Source organism: Novosphingobium sp. BL-A-41-Hi4B-X5A, assembly GCF_055521705.1.
In genome coordinates this window covers 71,452-90,011 of record NZ_JBVFVT010000004.1, presented here as the reverse complement: position 1 = coordinate 90,011, position 18,560 = coordinate 71,452, and the positions used below count along the sequence as shown (strand labels likewise).

The 18,560-nt window shown below is 61.4% G+C and carries 22 protein-coding genes; 15 read left to right on the top strand and 7 right to left on the bottom strand.

Going from position 1 to position 18,560, the window contains the following annotated elements; translation table 11 throughout:
• Positions 1-8: 8 nt before the first annotated feature.
• The 5 genes from ACZ1JY_RS21070 (at position 9) to ACZ1JY_RS21050 (ending at position 4,088) form a co-directional block, all read left to right on the top strand.
• Positions 9-665, top strand: coding sequence for a hypothetical protein (locus tag ACZ1JY_RS21070; RefSeq protein ID WP_010890913.1), 657 nt, complete (start codon positions 9-11; stop codon positions 663-665).
• 11 nt (positions 666-676) lie between these two features.
• Positions 677-964: a hypothetical protein gene (locus ACZ1JY_RS21065; RefSeq protein WP_010890914.1), complete on the top strand. Its 288-nt coding sequence runs from the start codon at positions 677-679 to the stop codon at positions 962-964.
• Between the two features lie 584 nt (positions 965-1,548).
• Positions 1,549-3,390, top strand: coding sequence for a reverse transcriptase domain-containing protein (locus ACZ1JY_RS21060; RefSeq protein WP_011906624.1), 1,842 nt, complete (start codon positions 1,549-1,551; stop codon positions 3,388-3,390).
• A gap of 113 nt (positions 3,391-3,503) precedes the next feature.
• Positions 3,504-3,830, top strand: coding sequence for a DUF6927 domain-containing protein (locus ACZ1JY_RS21055; RefSeq protein ID WP_169495391.1), 327 nt, complete (start codon positions 3,504-3,506; stop codon positions 3,828-3,830).
• Between the two features lie 24 nt (positions 3,831-3,854).
• Positions 3,855-4,088, top strand: coding sequence for a hypothetical protein (locus ACZ1JY_RS21050; protein ID WP_124811518.1), 234 nt, complete (start codon positions 3,855-3,857; stop codon positions 4,086-4,088).
• Here the strand turns inward: ACZ1JY_RS21050 and ACZ1JY_RS21045 are convergent.
• Entirely contained in the window at positions 4,082-4,570 is a 489-nt protein-coding gene (locus tag ACZ1JY_RS21045) for a hypothetical protein (RefSeq protein ID WP_169495392.1), read from the bottom strand. The two genes, ACZ1JY_RS21050 and ACZ1JY_RS21045, sit on opposite strands and share 7 nt — an antisense overlap.
• 108 nt (positions 4,571-4,678) lie before the next feature.
• Between ACZ1JY_RS21045 and ACZ1JY_RS21040 the strand changes: the two genes are divergently transcribed.
• Together ACZ1JY_RS21040 and ACZ1JY_RS21035 are read left to right on the top strand one after the other, a co-directional pair.
• Positions 4,679-5,086, top strand: a complete 408-nt coding sequence (locus tag ACZ1JY_RS21040) for a DUF3768 domain-containing protein (protein WP_169495393.1) — start codon at positions 4,679-4,681, stop codon at positions 5,084-5,086.
• 4 nt (positions 5,087-5,090) lie between these two features.
• On the top strand, positions 5,091-5,408 hold the full coding sequence (locus ACZ1JY_RS21035) for a hypothetical protein (protein WP_169495394.1): 318 nt from the start codon (positions 5,091-5,093) through the stop codon (positions 5,406-5,408).
• 71 nt (positions 5,409-5,479) lie between these two features.
• Here ACZ1JY_RS21035 and ACZ1JY_RS21030 read toward each other — a convergent pair whose 3' ends face one another.
• The 3 genes from ACZ1JY_RS21030 to ACZ1JY_RS21020 form a co-directional block, all read right to left on the bottom strand.
• Positions 5,480-6,982, bottom strand: coding sequence for a hypothetical protein (locus ACZ1JY_RS21030; RefSeq protein ID WP_169495395.1), 1,503 nt, complete (start codon positions 6,980-6,982; stop codon positions 5,480-5,482).
• Positions 6,983-7,045: 63 nt separating this feature from the next.
• Positions 7,046-7,672 carry a hypothetical protein gene (locus tag ACZ1JY_RS21025; RefSeq protein WP_169495396.1) on the bottom strand — a complete coding sequence of 209 codons (627 nt, stop codon included), beginning with the start codon at positions 7,670-7,672 and terminating at the stop codon, positions 7,046-7,048.
• A gap of 92 nt (positions 7,673-7,764) precedes the next feature.
• On the bottom strand, positions 7,765-9,051 hold the full coding sequence (locus ACZ1JY_RS21020) for a YiiX/YebB-like N1pC/P60 family cysteine hydrolase (RefSeq protein WP_427468425.1): 1,287 nt from the start codon (positions 9,049-9,051) through the stop codon (positions 7,765-7,767).
• On the opposite strand from ACZ1JY_RS21020, the gene ACZ1JY_RS21015 reads away from it, so the two are divergent.
• Positions 9,017-10,468, top strand: coding sequence for a hypothetical protein (locus ACZ1JY_RS21015; protein ID WP_206069775.1), 1,452 nt, complete (start codon positions 9,017-9,019; stop codon positions 10,466-10,468). The genes ACZ1JY_RS21020 and ACZ1JY_RS21015 overlap by 35 nt on opposite strands.
• A 128-nt stretch (positions 10,469-10,596) precedes the next feature.
• Here ACZ1JY_RS21015 and ACZ1JY_RS21010 read toward each other — a convergent pair whose 3' ends face one another.
• Both ACZ1JY_RS21010 and ACZ1JY_RS21005 read right to left on the bottom strand, forming a co-directional pair.
• Entirely contained in the window at positions 10,597-13,122 is a 2,526-nt protein-coding gene (locus ACZ1JY_RS21010) for a S8 family peptidase (protein ID WP_169495398.1), read from the bottom strand.
• Positions 13,123-13,128: 6 nt separating this feature from the next.
• Positions 13,129-14,337, bottom strand: coding sequence for an AAA family ATPase (locus ACZ1JY_RS21005; RefSeq protein ID WP_169495399.1), 1,209 nt, complete (start codon positions 14,335-14,337; stop codon positions 13,129-13,131).
• 340 nt (positions 14,338-14,677) lie between these two features.
• Here ACZ1JY_RS21005 and ACZ1JY_RS21000 point away from each other — a divergent pair, with 340 nt between their 5' ends.
• The gene (locus ACZ1JY_RS21000; protein ID WP_169495400.1) at positions 14,678-15,196 is read left to right on the top strand and encodes a DUF736 domain-containing protein; all 519 of its coding nucleotides are present in this window, start codon (positions 14,678-14,680) and stop codon (positions 15,194-15,196) included.
• 162 nt (positions 15,197-15,358) lie between these two features.
• Positions 15,359-15,715 carry a hypothetical protein gene (locus ACZ1JY_RS20995; RefSeq protein WP_039336887.1) on the top strand — a complete coding sequence of 119 codons (357 nt, stop codon included), beginning with the start codon at positions 15,359-15,361 and terminating at the stop codon, positions 15,713-15,715.
• A gap of 11 nt (positions 15,716-15,726) precedes the next feature.
• Here the strand turns inward: ACZ1JY_RS20995 and ACZ1JY_RS20990 are convergent, their stop codons facing one another.
• Complete coding sequence (locus ACZ1JY_RS20990; RefSeq protein ID WP_039336886.1) at positions 15,727-15,918, bottom strand: DUF6771 family protein; 192 nt, start codon at positions 15,916-15,918, stop codon at positions 15,727-15,729.
• A gap of 97 nt (positions 15,919-16,015) precedes the next feature.
• Here ACZ1JY_RS20990 and ACZ1JY_RS20985 point away from each other — a divergent pair, with 97 nt between their 5' ends.
• Genes ACZ1JY_RS20985 through ACZ1JY_RS20965 form a run of 5 tightly spaced genes read left to right on the top strand, consistent with a single transcriptional unit; the run spans position 16,016 to position 18,528 of the window.
• Positions 16,016-16,636: an SOS response-associated peptidase gene (locus ACZ1JY_RS20985; protein WP_039336885.1), complete on the top strand. Its 621-nt coding sequence runs from the start codon at positions 16,016-16,018 to the stop codon at positions 16,634-16,636.
• Between the two features lie 53 nt (positions 16,637-16,689).
• Positions 16,690-17,154 (top strand): hypothetical protein, encoded by a 465-nt coding sequence (locus ACZ1JY_RS20980; protein WP_039336883.1) that lies wholly within the window; start codon positions 16,690-16,692, stop codon positions 17,152-17,154.
• Positions 17,141-17,482 (top strand): hypothetical protein, encoded by a 342-nt coding sequence (locus ACZ1JY_RS20975; RefSeq protein WP_039336882.1) that lies wholly within the window; start codon positions 17,141-17,143, stop codon positions 17,480-17,482. The genes ACZ1JY_RS20980 and ACZ1JY_RS20975 overlap by 14 nt, the downstream gene beginning before the upstream one ends.
• Complete coding sequence (locus ACZ1JY_RS20970) at positions 17,479-17,970, top strand: hypothetical protein (RefSeq protein WP_039336880.1); 492 nt, start codon at positions 17,479-17,481, stop codon at positions 17,968-17,970. The genes ACZ1JY_RS20975 and ACZ1JY_RS20970 overlap by 4 nt, the downstream gene beginning before the upstream one ends.
• Before the next feature lie 45 nt (positions 17,971-18,015).
• A complete protein-coding gene (locus tag ACZ1JY_RS20965; RefSeq protein ID WP_039336877.1) occupies positions 18,016-18,528 on the top strand; it encodes a hypothetical protein in 513 nt (170 codons plus the stop codon).
• Positions 18,529-18,560: the final 32 nt, after the last annotated feature.

Here is an 18,560-nt window from a genome sequence, read left to right as displayed (position 1 = left end):
CTACGCCCATGAACTACGATCTCGACTTCCGCTATCGCCGCGCGTTGCAGCCCGACGGGCTCGCGACCATCCCGACCGCGACCCAGGCCGTGGTCGATGCCATGCAGGACGCCCGCAACGCCGGTATCGATCCCGCGACCGATCCGGCCACCATCCTGCTCGCCCGCCACGTTGGCCGCCTCGCGCTTGGTCATGCTCCCGATCAGACGTTCACTGAGGACACGGCCCTTCGCCGCCAGTGCATCGCCAAGATCGATGAATTGAAGTCCAAGCCGGCAATGGTCGCGCTCGCCCGGCGCGGGATCGGCTATGACCCCGAAGCCAAGCGCGCCTTCCACCGCGAGGCCCGCTCCGCGCTCCGGGTCGCTGCCCGCCATCTGGGCCTCGACCCGGACCAGTACGACCTGCGCAGCAATTTCGCCGGGCCCGCCGTCTCCGGCGAGATCACCCTTCATGGTGACGAGATCTACGTTCAGGTCTCGATCCCCTGCATCCGGCCCGGCCGCGAAGTCATGTTCCGCCGCTGCAAGGGCCGTCAGGACTACCTCGGCGACCGCAATCACTTCTGCGACATCGCCGTCCTTGCCGCTCCGCATAGCTTCCGCGCGCTGGTCGTCCGCGAGACCGGCCTTTCCATCAACCCACGCAGCCAGGCGCTGCTCTAGGAGAAAACCTCATGGGATGGCTGTTCATGTCACGCGGCGGGATGTCGCCTTTCGCCACGCCGAAGGCCTATCTCGACAACCAATGCACCTATCCGCCCGATCTGGACAAAGGCCGCGAGACCGGCCTGCGGGTGCTCAAATCGACGGTCCGGTCCGGTGCCTATTACGCCGCCTGCCAGAGCTACGACGCCGAAGGTCCAAAGGAGACCTTCGCGATCATCTGCCTGGTCAAATGGAACCCTGGCGCGCGCAGCGGCGAGAACTTTGGCTACAAAGACAGTGCGCCGTTGCGGCGCTGAAACGGAGTATCAAAGATGATGAGGTGAGTTGAGATACCTCTGCCCGCCAAGCTTACCTCGGACCCAAAAGGTCTGAAATTCCGAAAGGAACGGGGGACCATAGCATGCTTGGAGCAAGGCCGAATGCATCCCAGTCGCAAAGGGATGATGCCGGTCAGGGCAAGACGCGCATGGTGAAAGCTAAACTGCTTAAATCCTAGTCTGCAGCATTTTATGTACGCGAAGCTGGCGAAAGCGACTGACACGCCAGATCCGGACGTTGGCAACGGTCTCATGTCTTGGCCGTTTGTTCTCAACCCGTCCGGTGCGCCCCTTGTCCAGGGGTTCAGCAGGCGAAAGGGACACCTAAACGCGTCGCATCTCCGTTCAGCGTAACTACGGGATGCCCTAAACAGGCGGCTTCGGCTGACCTGCATGGGTACGGAGCCGCCATAGTATTCAAATGCCCGGGGTAATGCCCGGGACAGCTCCCGGAAGGGAGACGGTGCAACCGCATAAGGACCGGGCGACCGGGCCGAAACCGGCGACCACCGGGAGAAGGGCGGCAGTTGCGATACTTCAACCGCAAATCATGGGGTGTGCTGATGCTACCAGATACTGTGATGGCCCGGTTGGAGGCCATTCCGACGATCTCTGCGTCGGGCAAACGGGTAAATGGGCTTCATCGTTTGATGAGGTCCCCGCTTCTTTGGGAGCAGGGACTTCGGAAAATTGCCTCCAATCGGGGGGCGATGACGCCGGGCATCGATGGCAAGACATTCGAGGATTTCGGTCCCGACCGTCTCGCTCCGTTGATCGCCAGCGTTGCGACCGGAGCCTACAAACCAAAACCTGTGCGTCGGGTGTTCATCCCGAAAGGCAAAGGAAAGCGGCGTCCGCTGGGGATTCCCACGCGAGACGACCGCCTCGTCCAGGAAGTGGCACGCCAACTGCTGGAACGAATCTATGAGCCGGTCTTCTCGAAGGCCTCGCATGGATTTCGACCGGGAAGATCGTGTCATACGGCCCTCGAGCACGTGAAGGCTGTCTGGACGGGCGTCAAATGGCTTGTCGACGTGGATGTCGCCGGGTTCTTCGAGAACATCGACCATGACATTCTGCTGAAGCTGCTCCGGAAAAGGATCGATGACGAAAGGTTCATCGACCTGATCCGCGACATGCTGAAGGCAGGAGTCATGGAGGGAAGGGCTCACACCCAGACCTATAGCGGCACACCACAAGGCGGGATCGTCTCCCCGATCCTGGCCAACATCTACCTGCACGAACTCGATGAGTTCATGGCGGGTCGGATCACGGCCTTTGAAAAAGGGAAGACCCGCGCCACGAACCCGGAATACCGGAGACTGGCGGGCCGGATCGCCAAACGGCGAGAACGGCTCAAACGACTGGAAGCCAGTGACAACGCTGATCAGGTAACGGTGAAGGCCATCTTGGCCGAAATCAACACCTTATCAAAGCAGATGCGTTCGTTGCCGTCGAGAGACGCCATGGACGCCGGGTTTCGCCGACTTCGCTACTGCCGTTACGCCGACGATTTTCTTATCGGTGTGATTGGCAGCAAGGACGATGCGAGAGGGGTCTTCGCCGAAGTCAGGACCTTCCTGACCGAGGTACTGGCCTTGACCGTATCCGAGGAGAAGAGCGGAATTCGAAAAGCAAGCGATGGTACCAAATTCCTCGGATACGAGGTGCGGACTTACACGGGACGCCAATGGACAGTGCGAAGCCAGAACGGCACACAGCACTTCAAGCGGCGCCCGCCATCGGAAGTCATGCAACTCAATGTTCCGTGGGATAGGGTCACTGCGTTTGTTGCCCGGAAGGCATACGGAGAATGGTCCCGATTGAGGGCCAAACACCGCAACCACCTTCTAAGCTGTAGCGATGTCGAGATTGTCCTTGCCTACAACGCCGAACTGCGAGGGTTCGCGAACTACTACGCTCTGGCGCGCGATGTGAAATTCAAGCTCAACCGGCTTGAATACCTTCAGCGCTGGAGCATGTTCAAAACCTTGGCAAGCAAGCACAAATCCAGTGTGCGAGTTGTTGCCGCCCGCATGAGGCAAGGGCTGGAATACCTCGCCGGCTATGAAGTCGGCGGCCAGCCCCGATCAGTCAAAGTCTGGAAAATGACCGATCTGAACCGTGACCGGATAGACCCGGACAAGGTGGACGTCCAACCTTGGACGCAAATCTTCTCCGGCTCGCGAACAGATTGGGTCGACCGGCAGAACGCCACGCAATGCGAAGCGTGCGGCCGATCCGACCTCCCCTGCCATGTTCATCATGTCAGGGGAATGGCCGATGTTGCGCACAGAGACCAAGCCACGAGGAAAGCCATAGCCAGAGCGCGCAAGACGAAGGTTCTGTGCGTCCCTTGCCACAAGGCGATCCATGGTGGCCCACTACCGGAGCAGAGAACATGAATGGTATTATCGCAATGGAGAGCCGCATGCAGCGAAAGCTGCACGTGCGGTTCGGTGGGGGGAACAGGGCTGACTCCCGGAGCAGCACCACTCCTACCCAACTGAGTGAAACGATGGGGCCGTATAGCTACGACTGCCCGGCCTCGATTCTCGACCTCCTCGGGCCGCCCGGCAACGAATATGCCGCGCAGTGGCGCGAGCAATGCCGCCAGCGCCTCGCCCTGACCACGCGCCGCAAGCCGGCGCCGGGCGACATGCTGGTTTTGGCCGAGCCGCTGACCTTCACCGACGGGCAGAGCGAGCGCAGCTTTCGCGTGGTCCGGTCGGGCCGCAAGACTACCTTACGCCGGGTTAGCGACGGGGTCGGGGTGAAGATCAGCAAGCTGATGAGCCGGGCGTGGACGATCGTGCCGCCGCCCGCAGCGCCGTCAGCCTCGTGACCCGGCACCCAAGCGAGTAGCGCCATGACCGACCCCGCACCGCCTCAGCGCTCGTCCAAGCGGGCACGCCTTTGCAGTATCGAGAACGCCAACCGGATCGCAACCCGGGTCGCCGAGCACGTCCAGGGCGACACTGCCGTGGTCAAGACCGGCAACCCGCTGCAGCCCTTCCGCGTGGTCCTGGCGAGCAAGGCGGCGCCGGGGCGCACGGTATCGCGGGTCGTCACCTGCAACGATGACGACCCGGATGATCAGTAGGGCTCCGGTCCGCGCTCGACGAACCACGATTGCCCTAGCTCGAAGTCGGCGCTGGCCGACACCACCGGGCCGTCGGGCGCTTCGCTGACATAGGGCGAAACGAGGTCCTTGCGGCGAACCCGCATGCGGCTGAGCCAGGCCGCAGTCCGGCCGCGCGCCTTGAGGATCGTTAGCAGCCAGTCCATCGCCTCGGCCATCTCAACCACGCCGCGACCCGCGAGACAATAATAGATCGCCCGCTGGAAATCGTCGCACTGGGTGCTGAGAATGCCGGCGAGCTTCGCCCGTCCGCCGGAGGCGTTCTCATGAACGAGGGACACTGCCTCGCGCAGTTCCCGGACCGACAGGTAGGCGTCATCCACACCGACCCCGATGCACAGCGCCGCGATCGCCCGCCGCACCGGCGGCAGGTTCTCGTCGCACGAGGCATCGCGCAGGCCGATGTCGAGATCGAAATGGTCGAGGTGGCTGGGAGCGGGCATGGCGAGGTCCTTTTCAAAAGAACGTAGCGTGAACGTTCAGACCCCGTCAACCGGACAGCGGAGGGGAGGGGGCACTCGGCGGGGGATCAATCTTGGAAGGAAGAACCCATGACTCAGCTTGCTCAATCCACGCCTGTCGCTGTCGACCACACTGCCGAGATCGCCCGGCTCAACGACGCGGCCCGCGCAGGTTCGCTGCCGACGTCGCGCATTGTGTTCACCCGGGCACTGGCCGACATGCTTGCTGGTGACGCCGAGGACCCCGGCGCCCGCCAGGCCAGTCTGATGCTGGGGCAGGCCGCGCTGCGCAGGCTGATCAACGAGACTCCGATCGAGCCGGGGAACGACCCTCACGGCGAGCGCGACTTTGGTGCCGTCGAGTTCCAGGGGCACAAGATCTTCTGGAAGATCGATGTCTACGCCAATGACGGGACGCTCTCCTGGGGGTCGGAGACGCCGTGGGACGCGCAGCAGAGTTTCCGCGTGGTCACGATCATGCTGGCGAGCGACTGGTGAGCCGATGAGCCGGTATTCGTTGAAGCCGCATCCTAAGCACTCGGACATTTTCGAGGTTGCAGTCGGGTGGGACGTGGGGCTGAGCTCGTTCTTCGTGATGGTGTTCGGCGTTGCCGATGCGGGCCGCGATCCCGATTTGTGGCACTGGCGTGGTGGCCAGCCCAGGCAGATTGCTTCTGTCGAGGCGCTACAGACTGAGGTCTTGCCATATGCTGAGCTTCCGGTGGAACTGGTTAGCCGACTTAAAGGCGACCAGCGCAACGGCGGCGCGAACCCTTCACGGCGATTAAGCCGGTTCATTTCGCACCTGCTAAATTTCTGATCGACGGTTTAATTAGAAAATCAGAGCTGCCTTCGGCGCAGCCGCTTCACCGCTTGAATATTTCCGTTCGTTCAAAGGCCCTGTTTGTCGAGTCTTTTACGCTCTTGTATCAGCCAATCAAAGACTTCCTCGGCATTCGAGCCTGGAAGATCTCCCGATTGCGTCAAGTCCGTGATCGCGTGCTGCCTGGCGAGAGCGAAGGGCATCCCTCGCCCATCGACATATTGCGAAAGGCGCAACGAGGCTTCCCCCGCCTGCCGGCAGTGAGTCCAAAAATCGTCAGCGCCGCTCGACCATGAACGGCTCGTCTCGATCGCTTCTCGCAACTGCTGATCGCTGACATCATGGCGGCAATTCGGCCTGGCCTCTCGAACCAGCGATCGGACGACGTCCGGCGACAGGCAGTTCTCACCCCCGCGACCATCCGCTCTGAGCTTGCCCGCATCGGTCATGACTAGCCTGCAATCCTGGCAGATCGTGACCTTGACGTATGACTCGAAGATCGGCCTTTCAGCCCTGTAGGCTGAGCGAAACTGCAGGGCGCGCTCATCCGTCACTTCGCGATAGTCGCAGATCTCGTGAATGTGCCCAGTCCACTTTCCCTTCCCGGAAGGGCGAATGATCTCCTGTTTTGAGCGCGAGCAGCAGGCGCAGCGCCAGTCCGCAGCGGTCTTGCTCCAAGGCCCCGGCTTTTGCATGGCGCGATCATATTCCGCGAACTCCTTCGGTGTCGGGACCCGAACCCGCGGAGCAGTTGTTTTTGTTTGTGCCGACCTATGGCCGTCACTGGCACATGATCTTGCTCGTAAAGCCTCCCACAATTGTGGCAACTTGCCTCTGGCACCAAGCTGGCTGGTTGCAAGACTCAGAAACATGCGGGCATCCTGGTCGCCGACCAGGTTGTATGAATCGTTGTATTGTTCACGGTCGTGCAAGCCGAGGGTCAATCGCCCCGCTATTTGCTCGATAAATACGAGGCGCTGCTGGAAGTCCGCGTCGGCCTTCGCCCAAATCGCCAAGCCCTTTTCGAAATTGAGTTCGTGGGCACAGTTGGGACGGGCATCGACAAATGCGCCAATTTCGCCGGGGCTAAAGCTGAAGTCGGGGTGGACGCGACGACCGAGATCCTTTTGCATCGCTGCGTCAGCCGCATTGCAATCCATGCATACCAGGGTCTCGGCGAAGCGCTCGACCAAGGGCAGGACCGCAGCGCAAGCGCGTTTGCGCTGTGTATAGAGGGGGTCTGTGTTGTCCAACCACGCGGTCTCCCGCAGAATTCTTGCGGCGAGATCGCCCAAATGATCGTGATGGCGTTCAAGCTGGCACAGAATGACGCCGCTTTCGGTTTTCCTGGCAATGTCGATCTTTTTTCTGCTGCAAGCCGGGCAACGCCACGCAAGCGAGGTCATCGCCCATGCTTCGTTGATGTTCATTCGCTCAGTTTCAAAGTCGCTTTTCAACACCTGCGACAATGCACTCCACTTGCCATCGCTATGCCTGGTCAGTGGATGTTGGCGAACCTCGTCGTCTTCCATCGAGGCAAAATCAGGAACGTGAACGGTGATCTCAGGCATGACCCTTCGTGATCGGAATCGCTGTACAGATCAATCGATGCGCGCCCATTTGACCTAAGTCCTTCACCGCAATTTCTTGAACGCCCAGAGGTGCATATAGATCTCGGCCAGTTCCACCGCCCGTTGGGTTGAGAATCCTGCCTTGGTCAGATGGGACCGCAACAGGTAATCGGGGATTTCCTGTCGGCTTTCACGAACCAACGCATAGAAACGCTGCCAATCGTAGAAGTGGAGCGACGATGTGTTCGCGAGAATGGTGAAGCGCTCGAGCAAAGTCGTCGTTAGCTCACTCATTGCAAAGGCCTTGCCATGGCGCGCACCTATCCGCAGGCGATATCGCGAGCCGAACTCTCGATTGTACTGCCTGAGCAATTCGCCAGCTAAACCGCGCGCCGCCTCGATATAGACCGCCTTGGTCGGCGGATCCGGCAACCATCGCGCCGCCCGCATCTCGACGTTCACCCGACCCGGCCGGTCATCGTATGCAATCAGTTGAAAGCCATGCCCCTCGTGAATGCTCTCGCCGATGAGCCGGAAATTCACGATGTCGGTCCGGCGTTGTCCTGGATGAATACAGTGGCGTTCGACTTCGAATTTGTCGGATTCTTCACCCAACCTTGCCATTCGTTCGAGGAATTCGACCAATTCAACGGACACTGCGACATCAATGTTGGGGAGTAGCTCAGCCATAACGGCACTTTGCATCGAGAAATCGCCGGCATCCAGCTTGCATTGAACCAGTGACCCGACCCCGAATATTGACGGGAAACGAGAAGGCCGATCTAGTCCATAGCTTCCAATATCTCGCCGAAAACCGTCCGGATCACCACGCAATCATCGCACAGCCGTAAAGACGGTACGCCCGGCATCGCTTCTGCAGCATTCGCAATCCGGTAGTCATTTGCGGGGTCGCCGCACGACGAGCAGACTTCAACTGATTGCTCACTGCTGATCGACATACGTGCGATTGCGCCAAGACGCGGTTCGACCCGATCTACGATTGAAAACCAGAGCGGTGTGTGCGGTACAATCCTCTCGAGGTGTTGATCGACATCTTCCGGGAAATGCTTTGCCAGCCATTGCCGCGCTGTCTCAACGCGCCGATCGTGGTCACGAACAAGGGTCTGATAGAGATCGATCAACAAGCCAACGGCCTCGCGGGGACTTTCCTGCTGTGACGCTTCATAATGTGCGAGATTGACCGAGAAACGTACTCCGCCGGAGTAGTACTCGCGGATTGTGCCGACGCAGTACGCCCTCATATCCGCTAAGAGGCGCGGTTCTGCGACCTCCTCCATCAACGCCAGATCATATCGATAAGGGTGGGCTGACAGTTCGTGTCCCCAAAGGTCAAGGTAGCCTGATTTACGATATGCATCGGCAATCGCCGCATCCCACTCGGGGTGGTCCCGCACCACCCGATCGACGTCGGTGAAGTTTTCCACTTCCGGGTCAAGCGAACGCACAAAGGCCAAGATTTCATTTTGCGCCTCGCGCATCAGCTGCAGGGGATTTGACCGCTTCGACATTGCGGCAACCTCTTCGGCGGACACCGGGACAGTAATGTCGTCCAATTCCTGCAGTAAACCGCTCTTTCGAAGCTCTTCAGGCGTGCAATAATCCTGATCTGCGACGAGAAGGATCCCAACACTGGCATAAGCTCTGGCTACCAGCCGCGAGCAAAATTGCCGTCTGCCGCGAGGCTTCCCAATAGGAGCGACTGAACGCGCAGCTTCGATTTTGGAGTATCGTGTTCCGATCTCGGACCGCGCGAAGTCAACGACTTTCTGGATTTCGAGTGACGGCAGGGCCTCGCGCAACCGGAAAGCGCTCACCTGCTCATCGTCGCTGAAGAACTCGCGCTGAAGATTCCGGGCCTGCACGCCCTCTGACGTTGAGTCGATGATCGACCCATGTTGAACGCAGATCATCGCGTGCGACACGTCACCTTTGCTTGCCAATCTGACCAGCTTTCCGGTCGTGCTCTTGCTGGCAGTAAGAACAATGTCGCCAGGTTGCAGCCTGTCGATATCGATGCACTTCATATTCGCTGGAACCGCGTCTGTCATCGCGGCACTGGACACAAAAACACAAATTACTGCAATTGCTCAAATCATGATTGCAATCAGCCAGAAGCGTTTTGACGCGCTTGCGGGATACACTCGCCTGCCAGCCATTGTCCTGATCATCCAGGAAGCCGGCTGGTTCGCCACCGACGACGAGCGCTTGCTTGGCCTTGTTACCTGGGACCGGTTCGATAGGGACTACGGGTGGATCGTATTGGGCCGAGACGGTCGCGGGCGGTTCCGAGCAATCGATCAGAACGTATCTTTCCCGAGCTTCGATGACGCAAAGGCTCGGCTTGGAGCTGCACTCGAGAAGCATGCTGCGCTCCCAGACGAAGCATTTCATCAGGGCGACGAACAAGGTGCGCTGGTGGATTTCTTCACCCCCATTGTCCCGGAGAACCGGATCAACAGCACCTTCAAGACGCTGATCGGTGAAGAGCGATTTTCGCCCGCGCGCGAACTCATTGGCGCGATGATGCCATTCTTCGAAGACGTAGATGGAAACTTCATCGAACAGTTTCAGACGACTGGCTTTGATCCGAGATTGTGGGAGCTGTATCTGTTCGCAGCCTTCACCGAGCTCGGATACGCACATGAAGAAGGCGTAGTGGTGCCGGATCTGCTCTTGTCGAGCCCAGCGGGCCGCCTTGCCATAGAGGCCACCACCGTAAACCCACCGCAGGTCGGCGCCGTCCCGGACCCGCAGACTGATGCTGAAATTCGGGCCTACCTTGAGAATTATGTTCAGATCAAACTGGCCCGCTCCCTCACTCGCAAACTCTACCACAAGCAGCGCTATTGGGACGCGGCCGGAATAGACGGTGCTCCATTTGTAATCGCTTTGCAGGATTTCCATGCCCCCGCAGCCATGACGCGCATTGTGCCCCTGGCCACCGAATATGTGTTCGGAGTGCGCCATTCGATTGTCGATGGCGCGCGCAAGATCGAACGCATTGTCGAACATGTCTATGGGGAAGCCCGCGTGGCCTCGAACTTCTTCGGGCTGCCCGAAGCCGAGAATGTCAGCGCTGTTCTCCTCAATCCGCAGGGCACAATCACCAAATTCAATCGCCTTGGCTACATCGCTGGCTTTGGCAACCGGGATGTCCGGATGGTGCGCTCGGGGATCGCAAGGGGAGAACTCAATCATGGGGATCCACGCCCGACAGAATTCCGGCATGACGTTCGAGATCCGAACTATTCAGAAAGCTGGATCGAAGGGGCAGTCGTCCTTCACAATCCCAACGCCCGCATACCGCTCGACCCGGACCTTATCCCCGGCGCCGCCCATGAGTTTCTCCAGCCCGATGGGAGCATCATGTCGCTCTTGCCTGAGTTCCAGCCTTACATGTCCAGGACCAGTATTACGTTCGGGATCCAAACGAAGGATTTCGATGACGTAAGTTCAGATTCCTGAGCTCAAAAGCGGCTCGCCGCACATCGGGGAGGCGAACCTTGTACCGGACCTGGCCATGCTTGGTGGAGTGAGTGGCAGTTTGTGAGGCAAGCGCGCCTGAGGACCGCTTAGCGGAGTGGTGCAATTTATTAGCGTCGCTGACGCGACCGGATCCGCACCGCTGTCCGAATGTCGTGGAGGTCCACACGGTTTGCCACGAATTGTCGGCGCATCTCGTTGAAAATAGGGTTATCTCGTTCAGGGTCGTCAATGCTTAGGATCAACGAGAACGGTACGCCCTCGGGCGGGAACTCCGCTTCAGCCCGCACGATGCTTTCAACTTGTAAACGCCATTCGGTACTAGCGCCCACGCCCGTGATGAATTCCTTTTCGTAGCGCTTGGTGGGCCACCATTTCAGACCTTGAGATATGAGGGCCTTTTCTGGTGCGGTCAGCCCGGCTGCACGGGGGAGAAAGCCCTGTTCGATTTTGTCGTTCCAACTCGGCATGCCGTCTCCGCGGTCAATGGGTTGGCGCTGCTGGAGCTTTGCGTCGAGATTGACCCGGACGAATTCCGTGCCAAAGGCCTGATCGATCGGTGGGTCATAGACCAGCGTCATTCGGACCTTACCCCGGCAAGCCCGTGTCTCGGGATCGACCATCGACGCAGGCCAGGCGAACGGGAATCGCAATACCGCCGGGCGGCGCTCGCCGACGGTGAGGCGGCTTTCGAAGACCAGCGTGATGGCGTGATCGTCCGTTTCCAGCATGGTCGCTGCGTCGATCGGCTGACCGAAGCCCACGAATTGCCGGGCGACCTCGCGCAGCGACCGGTTCTGCAAGCAGTCAGGTACGACCGCATTGTGCACCGCGAACGCCCGCAGCGTGCGTACCGTCAGCTGTTCGCTGGTCATAACATCAAGTGACGCGATGGTCTTAGCGACCAGGGGGGCAGCGAAACTGGTCCCTCGCGTTTCGCAGCTGAAGCCGTCATGCGCGCAAGTGGTGAGCGCCGTCGCCTGATTAGTCAAATCGCCAACACCGCCGTAGTGAGCAAGGTCCGGCTTGATGCCGACACGCAGACCAGGCCCCCGGCGCGTGTAAGTCGCCGGTGCGCCCGGGATGTGCGCGCCATCTGGGGGATTGAGCGCGCCGACCGAGAGCATCCGAACGCCTTCGCTCGGCATGAAAATGGTGTCGGCATTGGTGCGCGTAGCAAGGGCTGCCATGGCCTGTTGCGGCCTACGCGGCCATGGGGCTCGCCATTCGGCACCTTGCAGGTTCCCGGCAGAGTTAATGATGACGACCCCGTGCCGGTCCTGGATCTCATCAAGGCGTGCCGCGTAGACGCTGTAGAGGTTTTGCTCGACGGGAGAGGTGATGTTGAGCGACATATTAAACACGCGCACGTTGTGCGTGTCTCGCAGTTCGACGATCGCCGCCTCCAGTTCCTCGAGGAAGGCCTCGAACCCGCGCTGGCCATACACGTCGAGGAACCGATCACGCGGCATAAGCGGAATATCGAAGATGTCGCAACCGTCCGTTTCCCGGCCGACCTCTTGGCCGTTCGCACCCCGAGCGCCGATCAGAATGCCCGCGACCATCGTGCCATGGCTCGCGTCGCACTGGGTTTCCGCGAGGAAGTCGTACCTTGAGTGCACCCACCCGTTCAGGTGCGAACTTACGCCAGTGTCGATGACGCCGACCTTCGGATAGATGCCGCCCGCGACCCTAGGCGGCACCACGAACGGCTGCGGCATCGGAACTGTTGGCGCGTCAGATGCTTCGAGAAGGACGGGGAAGCGAATGCGCCGCACCAGCGGGTGCTTGGCCAGGACATTCAGCACTTCCTCATGGCGCTCAACGCTCGGGTCAACCGACGCCACCCCCGGCTCCAATGTCAGGTCCCCCTTGATGGCGCGGCGGTCTTCGATCAGGGGGAGGTTGCGCGAGTTGGTAACGAGTACTTCCAGCGACGGAACTCCCCCAGGGCTGGGGAGAAGTGCTGCATACATGCCCTGACCGAGCGCGCCGATCTCGCGCTGCAGCGTTTCGAAACTTTGGCGCAGGCCGAGGACATCATCACTGAGCGTCGGATCGAGCGGACGCTGCTCGAACAACTCGACGACATAGCCGCTCGCCGCCGATGGCTGCAATAGTGCCTGCACTGCCTGCGCAGCAGAGAAATTGCGCTTGCCCGCGATAGGCGCGATGTCGATCTCTTCGATCGCGCCGAGTTCCGAGCGCGCGCGCGATACAAAGCGATAGGGCTGGCCATTGCGGCTGACCCGGTCCTCACCTTGCAGTTCCGCGCTATCAAAACGAGTTCGGAGGCGGTGGATATAGTGGCGAGGCAAACGGAAGAAGAGTTCCCCCGGAGCACCGGCTCCAACGCAAGGGAATTGGTCTCGCACGAACAGGAATTTATTGGGACGATACGACTTGGCGATCGCTTCTGTCCGCATCTTCACCCGCACGTAAGCAAGGGGTCCGAAACGGGATTCGGCAAGCTCCGCGTCGATGCCCTCTAAGCGTTCGATCATCGCAGCCTTGTGGGCAGCAAATCCCCGGTCATTCCCGTCGAAGAAGTCCTTATCCGGTCCGGCGCGACCAGGTTCAGGCGCGCGGATGTAGGACTCGTCGTTCAGGACAATTTGAACCGGATTGTTTGGCATTAAGCGTTACCCCGCATTGCTTTGGGCCACTCGGGCTTCCCATTCGCTCGAAGAACGGGAGACTTTGCTTTGGCTGCATTCAAGCATCTGAGCCAAGCTTTCCTGTCGGATGCCGAGATCTGCATGCAGGATGGCACCAATGAAACTGGTCTCGTCCTTTACCAGCAGATAGCCTGGCTCCAGATCATCTGAACCAAGTCCCAGCCTTGGTAGGATGGCTTTAGTGGCCTTTGTTACGGTCGCGGGTGAGACTTCGTCCCCCGAAAGCGCGAGGTTTCTTCTCAGGCTATCTGCGAATGTCCTCAGATCCGAGCCCGAGCGCGAGCCCGCAACGAAGCTCAGCATCTTGAGCACGTCATCGTTTAACTTGAGCGATGCAAGGAAGGTGCGCAACATGAGGAGACGTGTCTGCGCATCCGGGAGTCCGATATGGATGTGGTTCTCGAACCGCCGCCAAACGGCTGGATCGAGCAGACCGTCGTGATTGGTGATGGCAATCGTTAGCCCACGGTCGGCGCGCGCATCGAGATTTTGCAGGAGCGTATTCACCACTCGCTTTAACTCGCCTACTTCGTGCGGGTCGTCGCGCATCTTCGCCAAGGCATCGAACTCATCAAGCACGAGCATGCAACGATAGCGGTTCGCGAACTCGAAGAGATTCGCGATGTTCCGGGCGGTGGTGCCAAGGAACGAACTGACAAGCCCATCAATCCGGGCGTTGACCACGGGCAACCGCAACCGAGCTGCCAGCATAAATGCGGTCAGGGTCTTCCCGGTGCCGGGAGGACCATAGAACAGGCAAGACCGGGATGGTTCCACGCCCATTGCTTGCAATGCGGACGTGCGCTCCCACTCGGAAATAAGTCCTGCCAAGGCAAGGTGAAGGGTCTCGTTGTAGATCGGCTCGGGTTTACCAAGTCCGGGCTCGAGGACGATCTCGGCAAGCGGAACGCTCGTTTCTCTGTCAACGGGGGCCTGCACATTAGCGGTCAGCTCGTCACCGGATACTAGGCTGCGTGAGACCTCGACGATGCTGGGCGCAAGTGAAGCCTCGCCGGAAACACTGTTGAGCAAGCCGCCAAGCACATCAGCGTCGCGCTCATCGCCCGCCTTTTTCAGACGGTCGCGCAGACGCTCGACTTGACGACGGAACCGGGCATCTCCCTGTTCAAGCCCAACACGGCAGAGACTTTGGATCGCTGAAAAATGCTCCATTCCACTCTCAAATCTTTTTTACCGGCCGATTTATTCTCTAAAGCCATATATTATGCGTCTTGGCAACCTCTAAATGCGATGATTGGGGCAATTTATGCAAGGAGCAAGAGGCGCGAAAGGCACGGCGTGTGACCCTAAGTCCCCATTAAAACGGCGGGGCTCCCACCCTCTCCGCTTCGCACCTGCAGTGTCTCCTGCGAAGTCGGTTATTCGGTATCGGATCGACACCCCTGCGGGCAGTGCCCGCAGCTTCGGCCTGACGGCCGGGAGGGAAGGGGGGTGGGAAGAGAGTGATCGAACAAGGGGTTCGATCGCAATCGATCCACCTAGGAGAACGTCCATGAACATCGGTGAAATCCGCAAGAACGCCAACGGCCAGCTGATCGGCTCTGTCGAAACGCTCACCATCACTCGCACCATCGGCCTGCGGCCGGTGACCTCCAGCAACCCCCGCGCGCCCAAGTTCGAGATCGTCGCGCTCAACGACCAGCGCCGCTGGGTGATCGTCGGCGCGCTCTTCGAGCTCTCCTCGAACTCGACCGGCGAGAGCTTCTACCAGGGCAAGATCGACGATCCGTCGATGGCGCAGCCGCTCTACATCGCCGCTTTCCCGCGCGAGGATGGTACCATGGCGGTGGCCTGGCAGCGTCCGCGCCGTCGGAGCACCCAGCTCGGTTCGGCCGAATACGGCGAGAGCGACATGTTCCCGGCTGACGATGCCGGCGGCGACCGCAGCGAAGAACAGGCCGGTGACGGTCTGGGCGACAGCACCGCGACCCCGCCCGCCAAGCGCGGCCGGGTGGGTGCCAAGGACGGCGCCGAACACGATGGCGCGCTGCCGGCGCTCGTCGACGCCTGATCGGCTTGTCCCAACTCCAACCGGCGGGGACCCCAAGCGGGTCCCCGTCCACGTGCAAAGGCCGCGGATAAGCCCCCCGCGCGGCCTGAGGCGGAACGTCGGCACTGCCCCCCGCCCGGCGTTCCGCCTCTTCATTTGCATTGGGATACCCGGAGACCAGACATGCTGACCGACAGCGAACGCTTCGCCTTTACCACCCGGCGCCACCACGCCTTTGCCAGCACTGGCAATGCCTATGACGCGGTCCAGTGCGACGAGGCCATCCGCACCGGCGACACGCTGGTCGTGCTTGCCGAGGAGGTGGTCGGCGTCGCCATGACCTGGCCGTTTGCCGTGACGCACACGCATGGCCATCTCCATGCCCTCTCCGCGCCGCGCGAGGGTGAGACGCTCGCGGATCTCGCCCGCTCGCTCCACGTCAGCGCTGCCGACTTCGAACACGCCGCCGAGATCGCCCGGCGTTTCGGATTTCCCCTCGACCCGCAAATCGAGGCGCTGCTGGCCCGCCCGGCGGGCTGAGCAGGCGCGCGTCAGAGCGGCAGGGTCGACTGCTCAGATGAGGACGCACTCGCCGGCGCGTCGACCGCATCGGCGATCACGCGGGCGAGTTCGAGCGCGGCATCTTCGCGCAGGCAGGAGCTTGGGGCCGTGATCCCGACCCGCGCCCAGCCCGGGGCGTCCAGGATCGCATGAGCGACAGCCGACGTATCGATTCGTTCCATGCGCGCAAGAGAACATAGAGGGAACACATTTGCAAGATGGCGGGCGCTGCTGCTCGTGCCGATTGACAGGGCAGGGCGGTCCGCCGAGCATCAAGGCATGTGCAACTTGTACCGCATGACCAAGGCCCCTGCGGAAATCGCCCGGCTGTTCGGTGCGCGCGGCGGCGCAGGCGCGAACTTCGCCGCCGAGGTCTATCCGGGCTATCCCGGCCTGGTTGTTGCCGAGGGCGAGACGCAGGTGATGACCTGGGGGTTTCCGCTTGTCCTGAAGGGCAGGAACGGTCACCCGCTGAAGCCCAAGCCGGTCAACAACGCGCGCGAGGACAAGCTCGGCACTGCATTCTGGCGGCCGAGCTTTGAGCGCCGCCGCTGCCTGATCCCCGGCACCGCCTGGGCCGAGGCCGAGGGCGTCAAGGGTCAGATGACCCGGACCTGGTACTCACTGGCGGGCGAAGAGGTCTTTGCCGTTGCCGGCATTTGGCGCCCGACCGAGGAGTGGGGCGCAGCCTATTCGATGGTCATGGTGGATGGCAGCGCGCAGATGGCCGACGTACACGACCGCATGCCCGTCGTCCTCGCCCGAGAAGACTGGGAGCAGTGGCTCGCGGGCACATCCGCCGAAGCCTTCGCGCTGTGCCAGACCTGTTCCAATGAACTCGTCGTCGATCGCACGGCCGAGCGCTGGGGGGCAGGGAGGTCCGCGGCGACGTCAGGCTGAGGGGAGGGGGGCTTCGCCGGTCGGATCAGACCCAAGCGAAAGGACCCAAGCCTATGGGCGACCGAGCCCCCGTCCACATCACCATCGGCGGCGCACTGCCGCGCGAACATCTCGAAGCCTTCGCCGCGCACGCGGCCGACTATGACCTGCGCACCGAGTGGGATGGCGAACCGTTCGATCCTGCGGCACTGCCCGGCGGCGAGCCGCTCGAGCTCTATGGCACCGAGCTTAATGGCGGACAAATCCCCGCGATCGATGCCTTCTGCGCCGACCATGGCCTGCCGTTCCGCCGCTGGTCGGGTGGGGGCCTCGGCGCCTTCCTCCCCGAAATTGTCCTGTTCGATGGGCAAGGGCCGATGCGCGACTACACCGCGAGTGAAGACGAATACGTCCTCTTCCCGCCATCATGGATCAACGGCTTCACCCGGCTGCGCGATCTCAAACGCGAGATGGGCCGCGCCGAGCTGACCATCCCGGCCTTCGTGGTGACAGGAGGTGCGAGCGATGACGGTAGCTGATGCCTCCCTGCTGGCCTCCTCACGCGAAGCCGTGCTCGCAAGTTTTCCGCTCTCGCGGGTGAGCGAGGCCTTTTTCGACGAGATGCTCGGCGTCCTGCCGCCAGCGCATATCGCCGGCGTGCCGGGCTTCTTCGTCACCGAGGCGGTGTGCGACGACGTCCACGCCCAGTTCGTCGCTGCGGGCAGCCGCTTCTACGGCGGCTATGTTGGGCTGAGGGACCGTGCGGGTCTCATCACCCATGCGCGCATCGCCGAATTCGAGCCTGCCCATCCGCACGCGGCGGAACTCGCCTGGTATCCGGACGGCCTCGAGGGGGCCGCGTCATGAGCCGGCACCGGATTCTCGAACTCGGCGCAGGTCCCGCCGACGAGCGCTGCGCGCAGCTTGGGATATGCGCGGACTTCGCCGCGGCCAACACGCTCGAACTGCTCGCCTACAAGGCCGCGATCATTGCCCTCAACGCCGAGCCGCCCCTGCCGCTCGGCTTCGCCCTCGTCGCCAATGTTCATGATTTCGGGACATACCAGACCTTGTGGCTGGTTTCGGCGGAACTGCCCTTGCCCGAAGACGCGCAGGTCTGGATCGACGACCTTGTGGAACCGGTTACCTGGATCGCGGCGGGATTTCCGCAGCCGGTGACCTACGAGGGCTCGCGCGCAGTCATGCGCCCATTCCGCGAGGTTATCGCCGCCGCGCTCCAGATCACCCGACCGGGCGCCGACGGTAGCTTCTTTCCCGTTGAGAACGCGGTGCTCCACCGCAATCTGCTCGCCGCCTACGGTCCAGCCACGGTCGCTGCGGCTGACAGCGGGTAAGGGGAGGGGGCTGGAGCTGGGCGTTCCTAAAGGGAGTCCAAGCCCATGCCTCGCTTCTATGCCGGGATCGGTGCGCGCTCCACGCCGCCCGTGATCCTCAGCCTGATGACCCGCGCCGCCTTCGCGCTCACCAAGCGCGGCTATGTCCTGCGCTCGGGCCACGCGATCGGCGCCGACAGCGCGTTCGAACGCGGGGCAGGCCGCGATGCGCAGATCTTTCTGCCGGAGGCGGGCTGGCGTGGTTCGGCAAGCGAATTCCATCCCGACACGCTCGGTGACGAGCTCTGGGGCAGGGCGCGTGCCATCGCGGCGGTGCACCATCCGGCCTTCGCCGGGCTCTCGGCCTTCGTCCAGGCGCTCCACACCCGCAACGTGTTCCAGGTGCTGGGCCCCGCACTCGATCGCCCTGCGGAATTCGTGCTCTGCTGGACCGCCGACGGCGAGCCCTCGGGCGGCACCGGCCAGGCGCTGCGCATTGCCGCCAGCCACGGCGTCCCCCTCTTCAACCTCCAGAGGCCGCGGACACGCGCCCACGTCGAGCGTCACCTCGTTCTCTGATCCGTTCAATTCCGCGCGCGTCCGCCGTTCTA

Coding starts and splice junctions, on each gene's coding strand:
- ACZ1JY_RS21025 (WP_169495396.1), bottom strand. CDS start 7,672: ATGGCTGAGCTACTCCCCAACATTGATGTCGCAGTGTCCGTTGAATTG.
- ACZ1JY_RS21015 (WP_206069775.1), top strand. CDS start 9,017: ATGCACTTCATATTCGCTGGAACCGCGTCTGTCATCGCGGCACTGGAC.
- ACZ1JY_RS21045 (WP_169495392.1), bottom strand. CDS start 4,570: ATGCCCGCTCCCAGCCACCTCGACCATTTCGATCTCGACATCGGCCTG.
- ACZ1JY_RS21010 (WP_169495398.1), bottom strand. CDS start 13,122: ATGCCAAACAATCCGGTTCAAATTGTCCTGAACGACGAGTCCTACATC.
- ACZ1JY_RS21065 (WP_010890914.1), top strand. CDS start 677: ATGGGATGGCTGTTCATGTCACGCGGCGGGATGTCGCCTTTCGCCACG.
- ACZ1JY_RS20985 (WP_039336885.1), top strand. CDS start 16,016: ATGTGCAACTTGTACCGCATGACCAAGGCCCCTGCGGAAATCGCCCGG.
- ACZ1JY_RS21030 (WP_169495395.1), bottom strand. CDS start 6,982: ATGCCTGAGATCACCGTTCACGTTCCTGATTTTGCCTCGATGGAAGAC.
- ACZ1JY_RS20990 (WP_039336886.1), bottom strand. CDS start 15,918: ATGGAACGAATCGATACGTCGGCTGTCGCTCATGCGATCCTGGACGCC.
- ACZ1JY_RS20980 (WP_039336883.1), top strand. CDS start 16,690: ATGGGCGACCGAGCCCCCGTCCACATCACCATCGGCGGCGCACTGCCG.
- ACZ1JY_RS21040 (WP_169495393.1), top strand. CDS start 4,679: ATGACTCAGCTTGCTCAATCCACGCCTGTCGCTGTCGACCACACTGCC.
- ACZ1JY_RS20965 (WP_039336877.1), top strand. CDS start 18,016: ATGCCTCGCTTCTATGCCGGGATCGGTGCGCGCTCCACGCCGCCCGTG.
- ACZ1JY_RS21005 (WP_169495399.1), bottom strand. CDS start 14,337: ATGGAGCATTTTTCAGCGATCCAAAGTCTCTGCCGTGTTGGGCTTGAA.
- ACZ1JY_RS21000 (WP_169495400.1), top strand. CDS start 14,678: ATGAACATCGGTGAAATCCGCAAGAACGCCAACGGCCAGCTGATCGGC.
- ACZ1JY_RS21060 (WP_011906624.1), top strand. CDS start 1,549: ATGCTACCAGATACTGTGATGGCCCGGTTGGAGGCCATTCCGACGATC.
- ACZ1JY_RS21020 (WP_427468425.1), bottom strand. CDS start 9,051: ATGACAGACGCGGTTCCAGCGAATATGAAGTGCATCGATATCGACAGG.
- ACZ1JY_RS20970 (WP_039336880.1), top strand. CDS start 17,479: ATGAGCCGGCACCGGATTCTCGAACTCGGCGCAGGTCCCGCCGACGAG.
- ACZ1JY_RS20975 (WP_039336882.1), top strand. CDS start 17,141: ATGACGGTAGCTGATGCCTCCCTGCTGGCCTCCTCACGCGAAGCCGTG.
- ACZ1JY_RS20995 (WP_039336887.1), top strand. CDS start 15,359: ATGCTGACCGACAGCGAACGCTTCGCCTTTACCACCCGGCGCCACCAC.
- ACZ1JY_RS21055 (WP_169495391.1), top strand. CDS start 3,504: ATGGGGCCGTATAGCTACGACTGCCCGGCCTCGATTCTCGACCTCCTC.
- ACZ1JY_RS21035 (WP_169495394.1), top strand. CDS start 5,091: ATGAGCCGGTATTCGTTGAAGCCGCATCCTAAGCACTCGGACATTTTC.
- ACZ1JY_RS21070 (WP_010890913.1), top strand. CDS start 9: ATGAACTACGATCTCGACTTCCGCTATCGCCGCGCGTTGCAGCCCGAC.
- ACZ1JY_RS21050 (WP_124811518.1), top strand. CDS start 3,855: ATGACCGACCCCGCACCGCCTCAGCGCTCGTCCAAGCGGGCACGCCTT.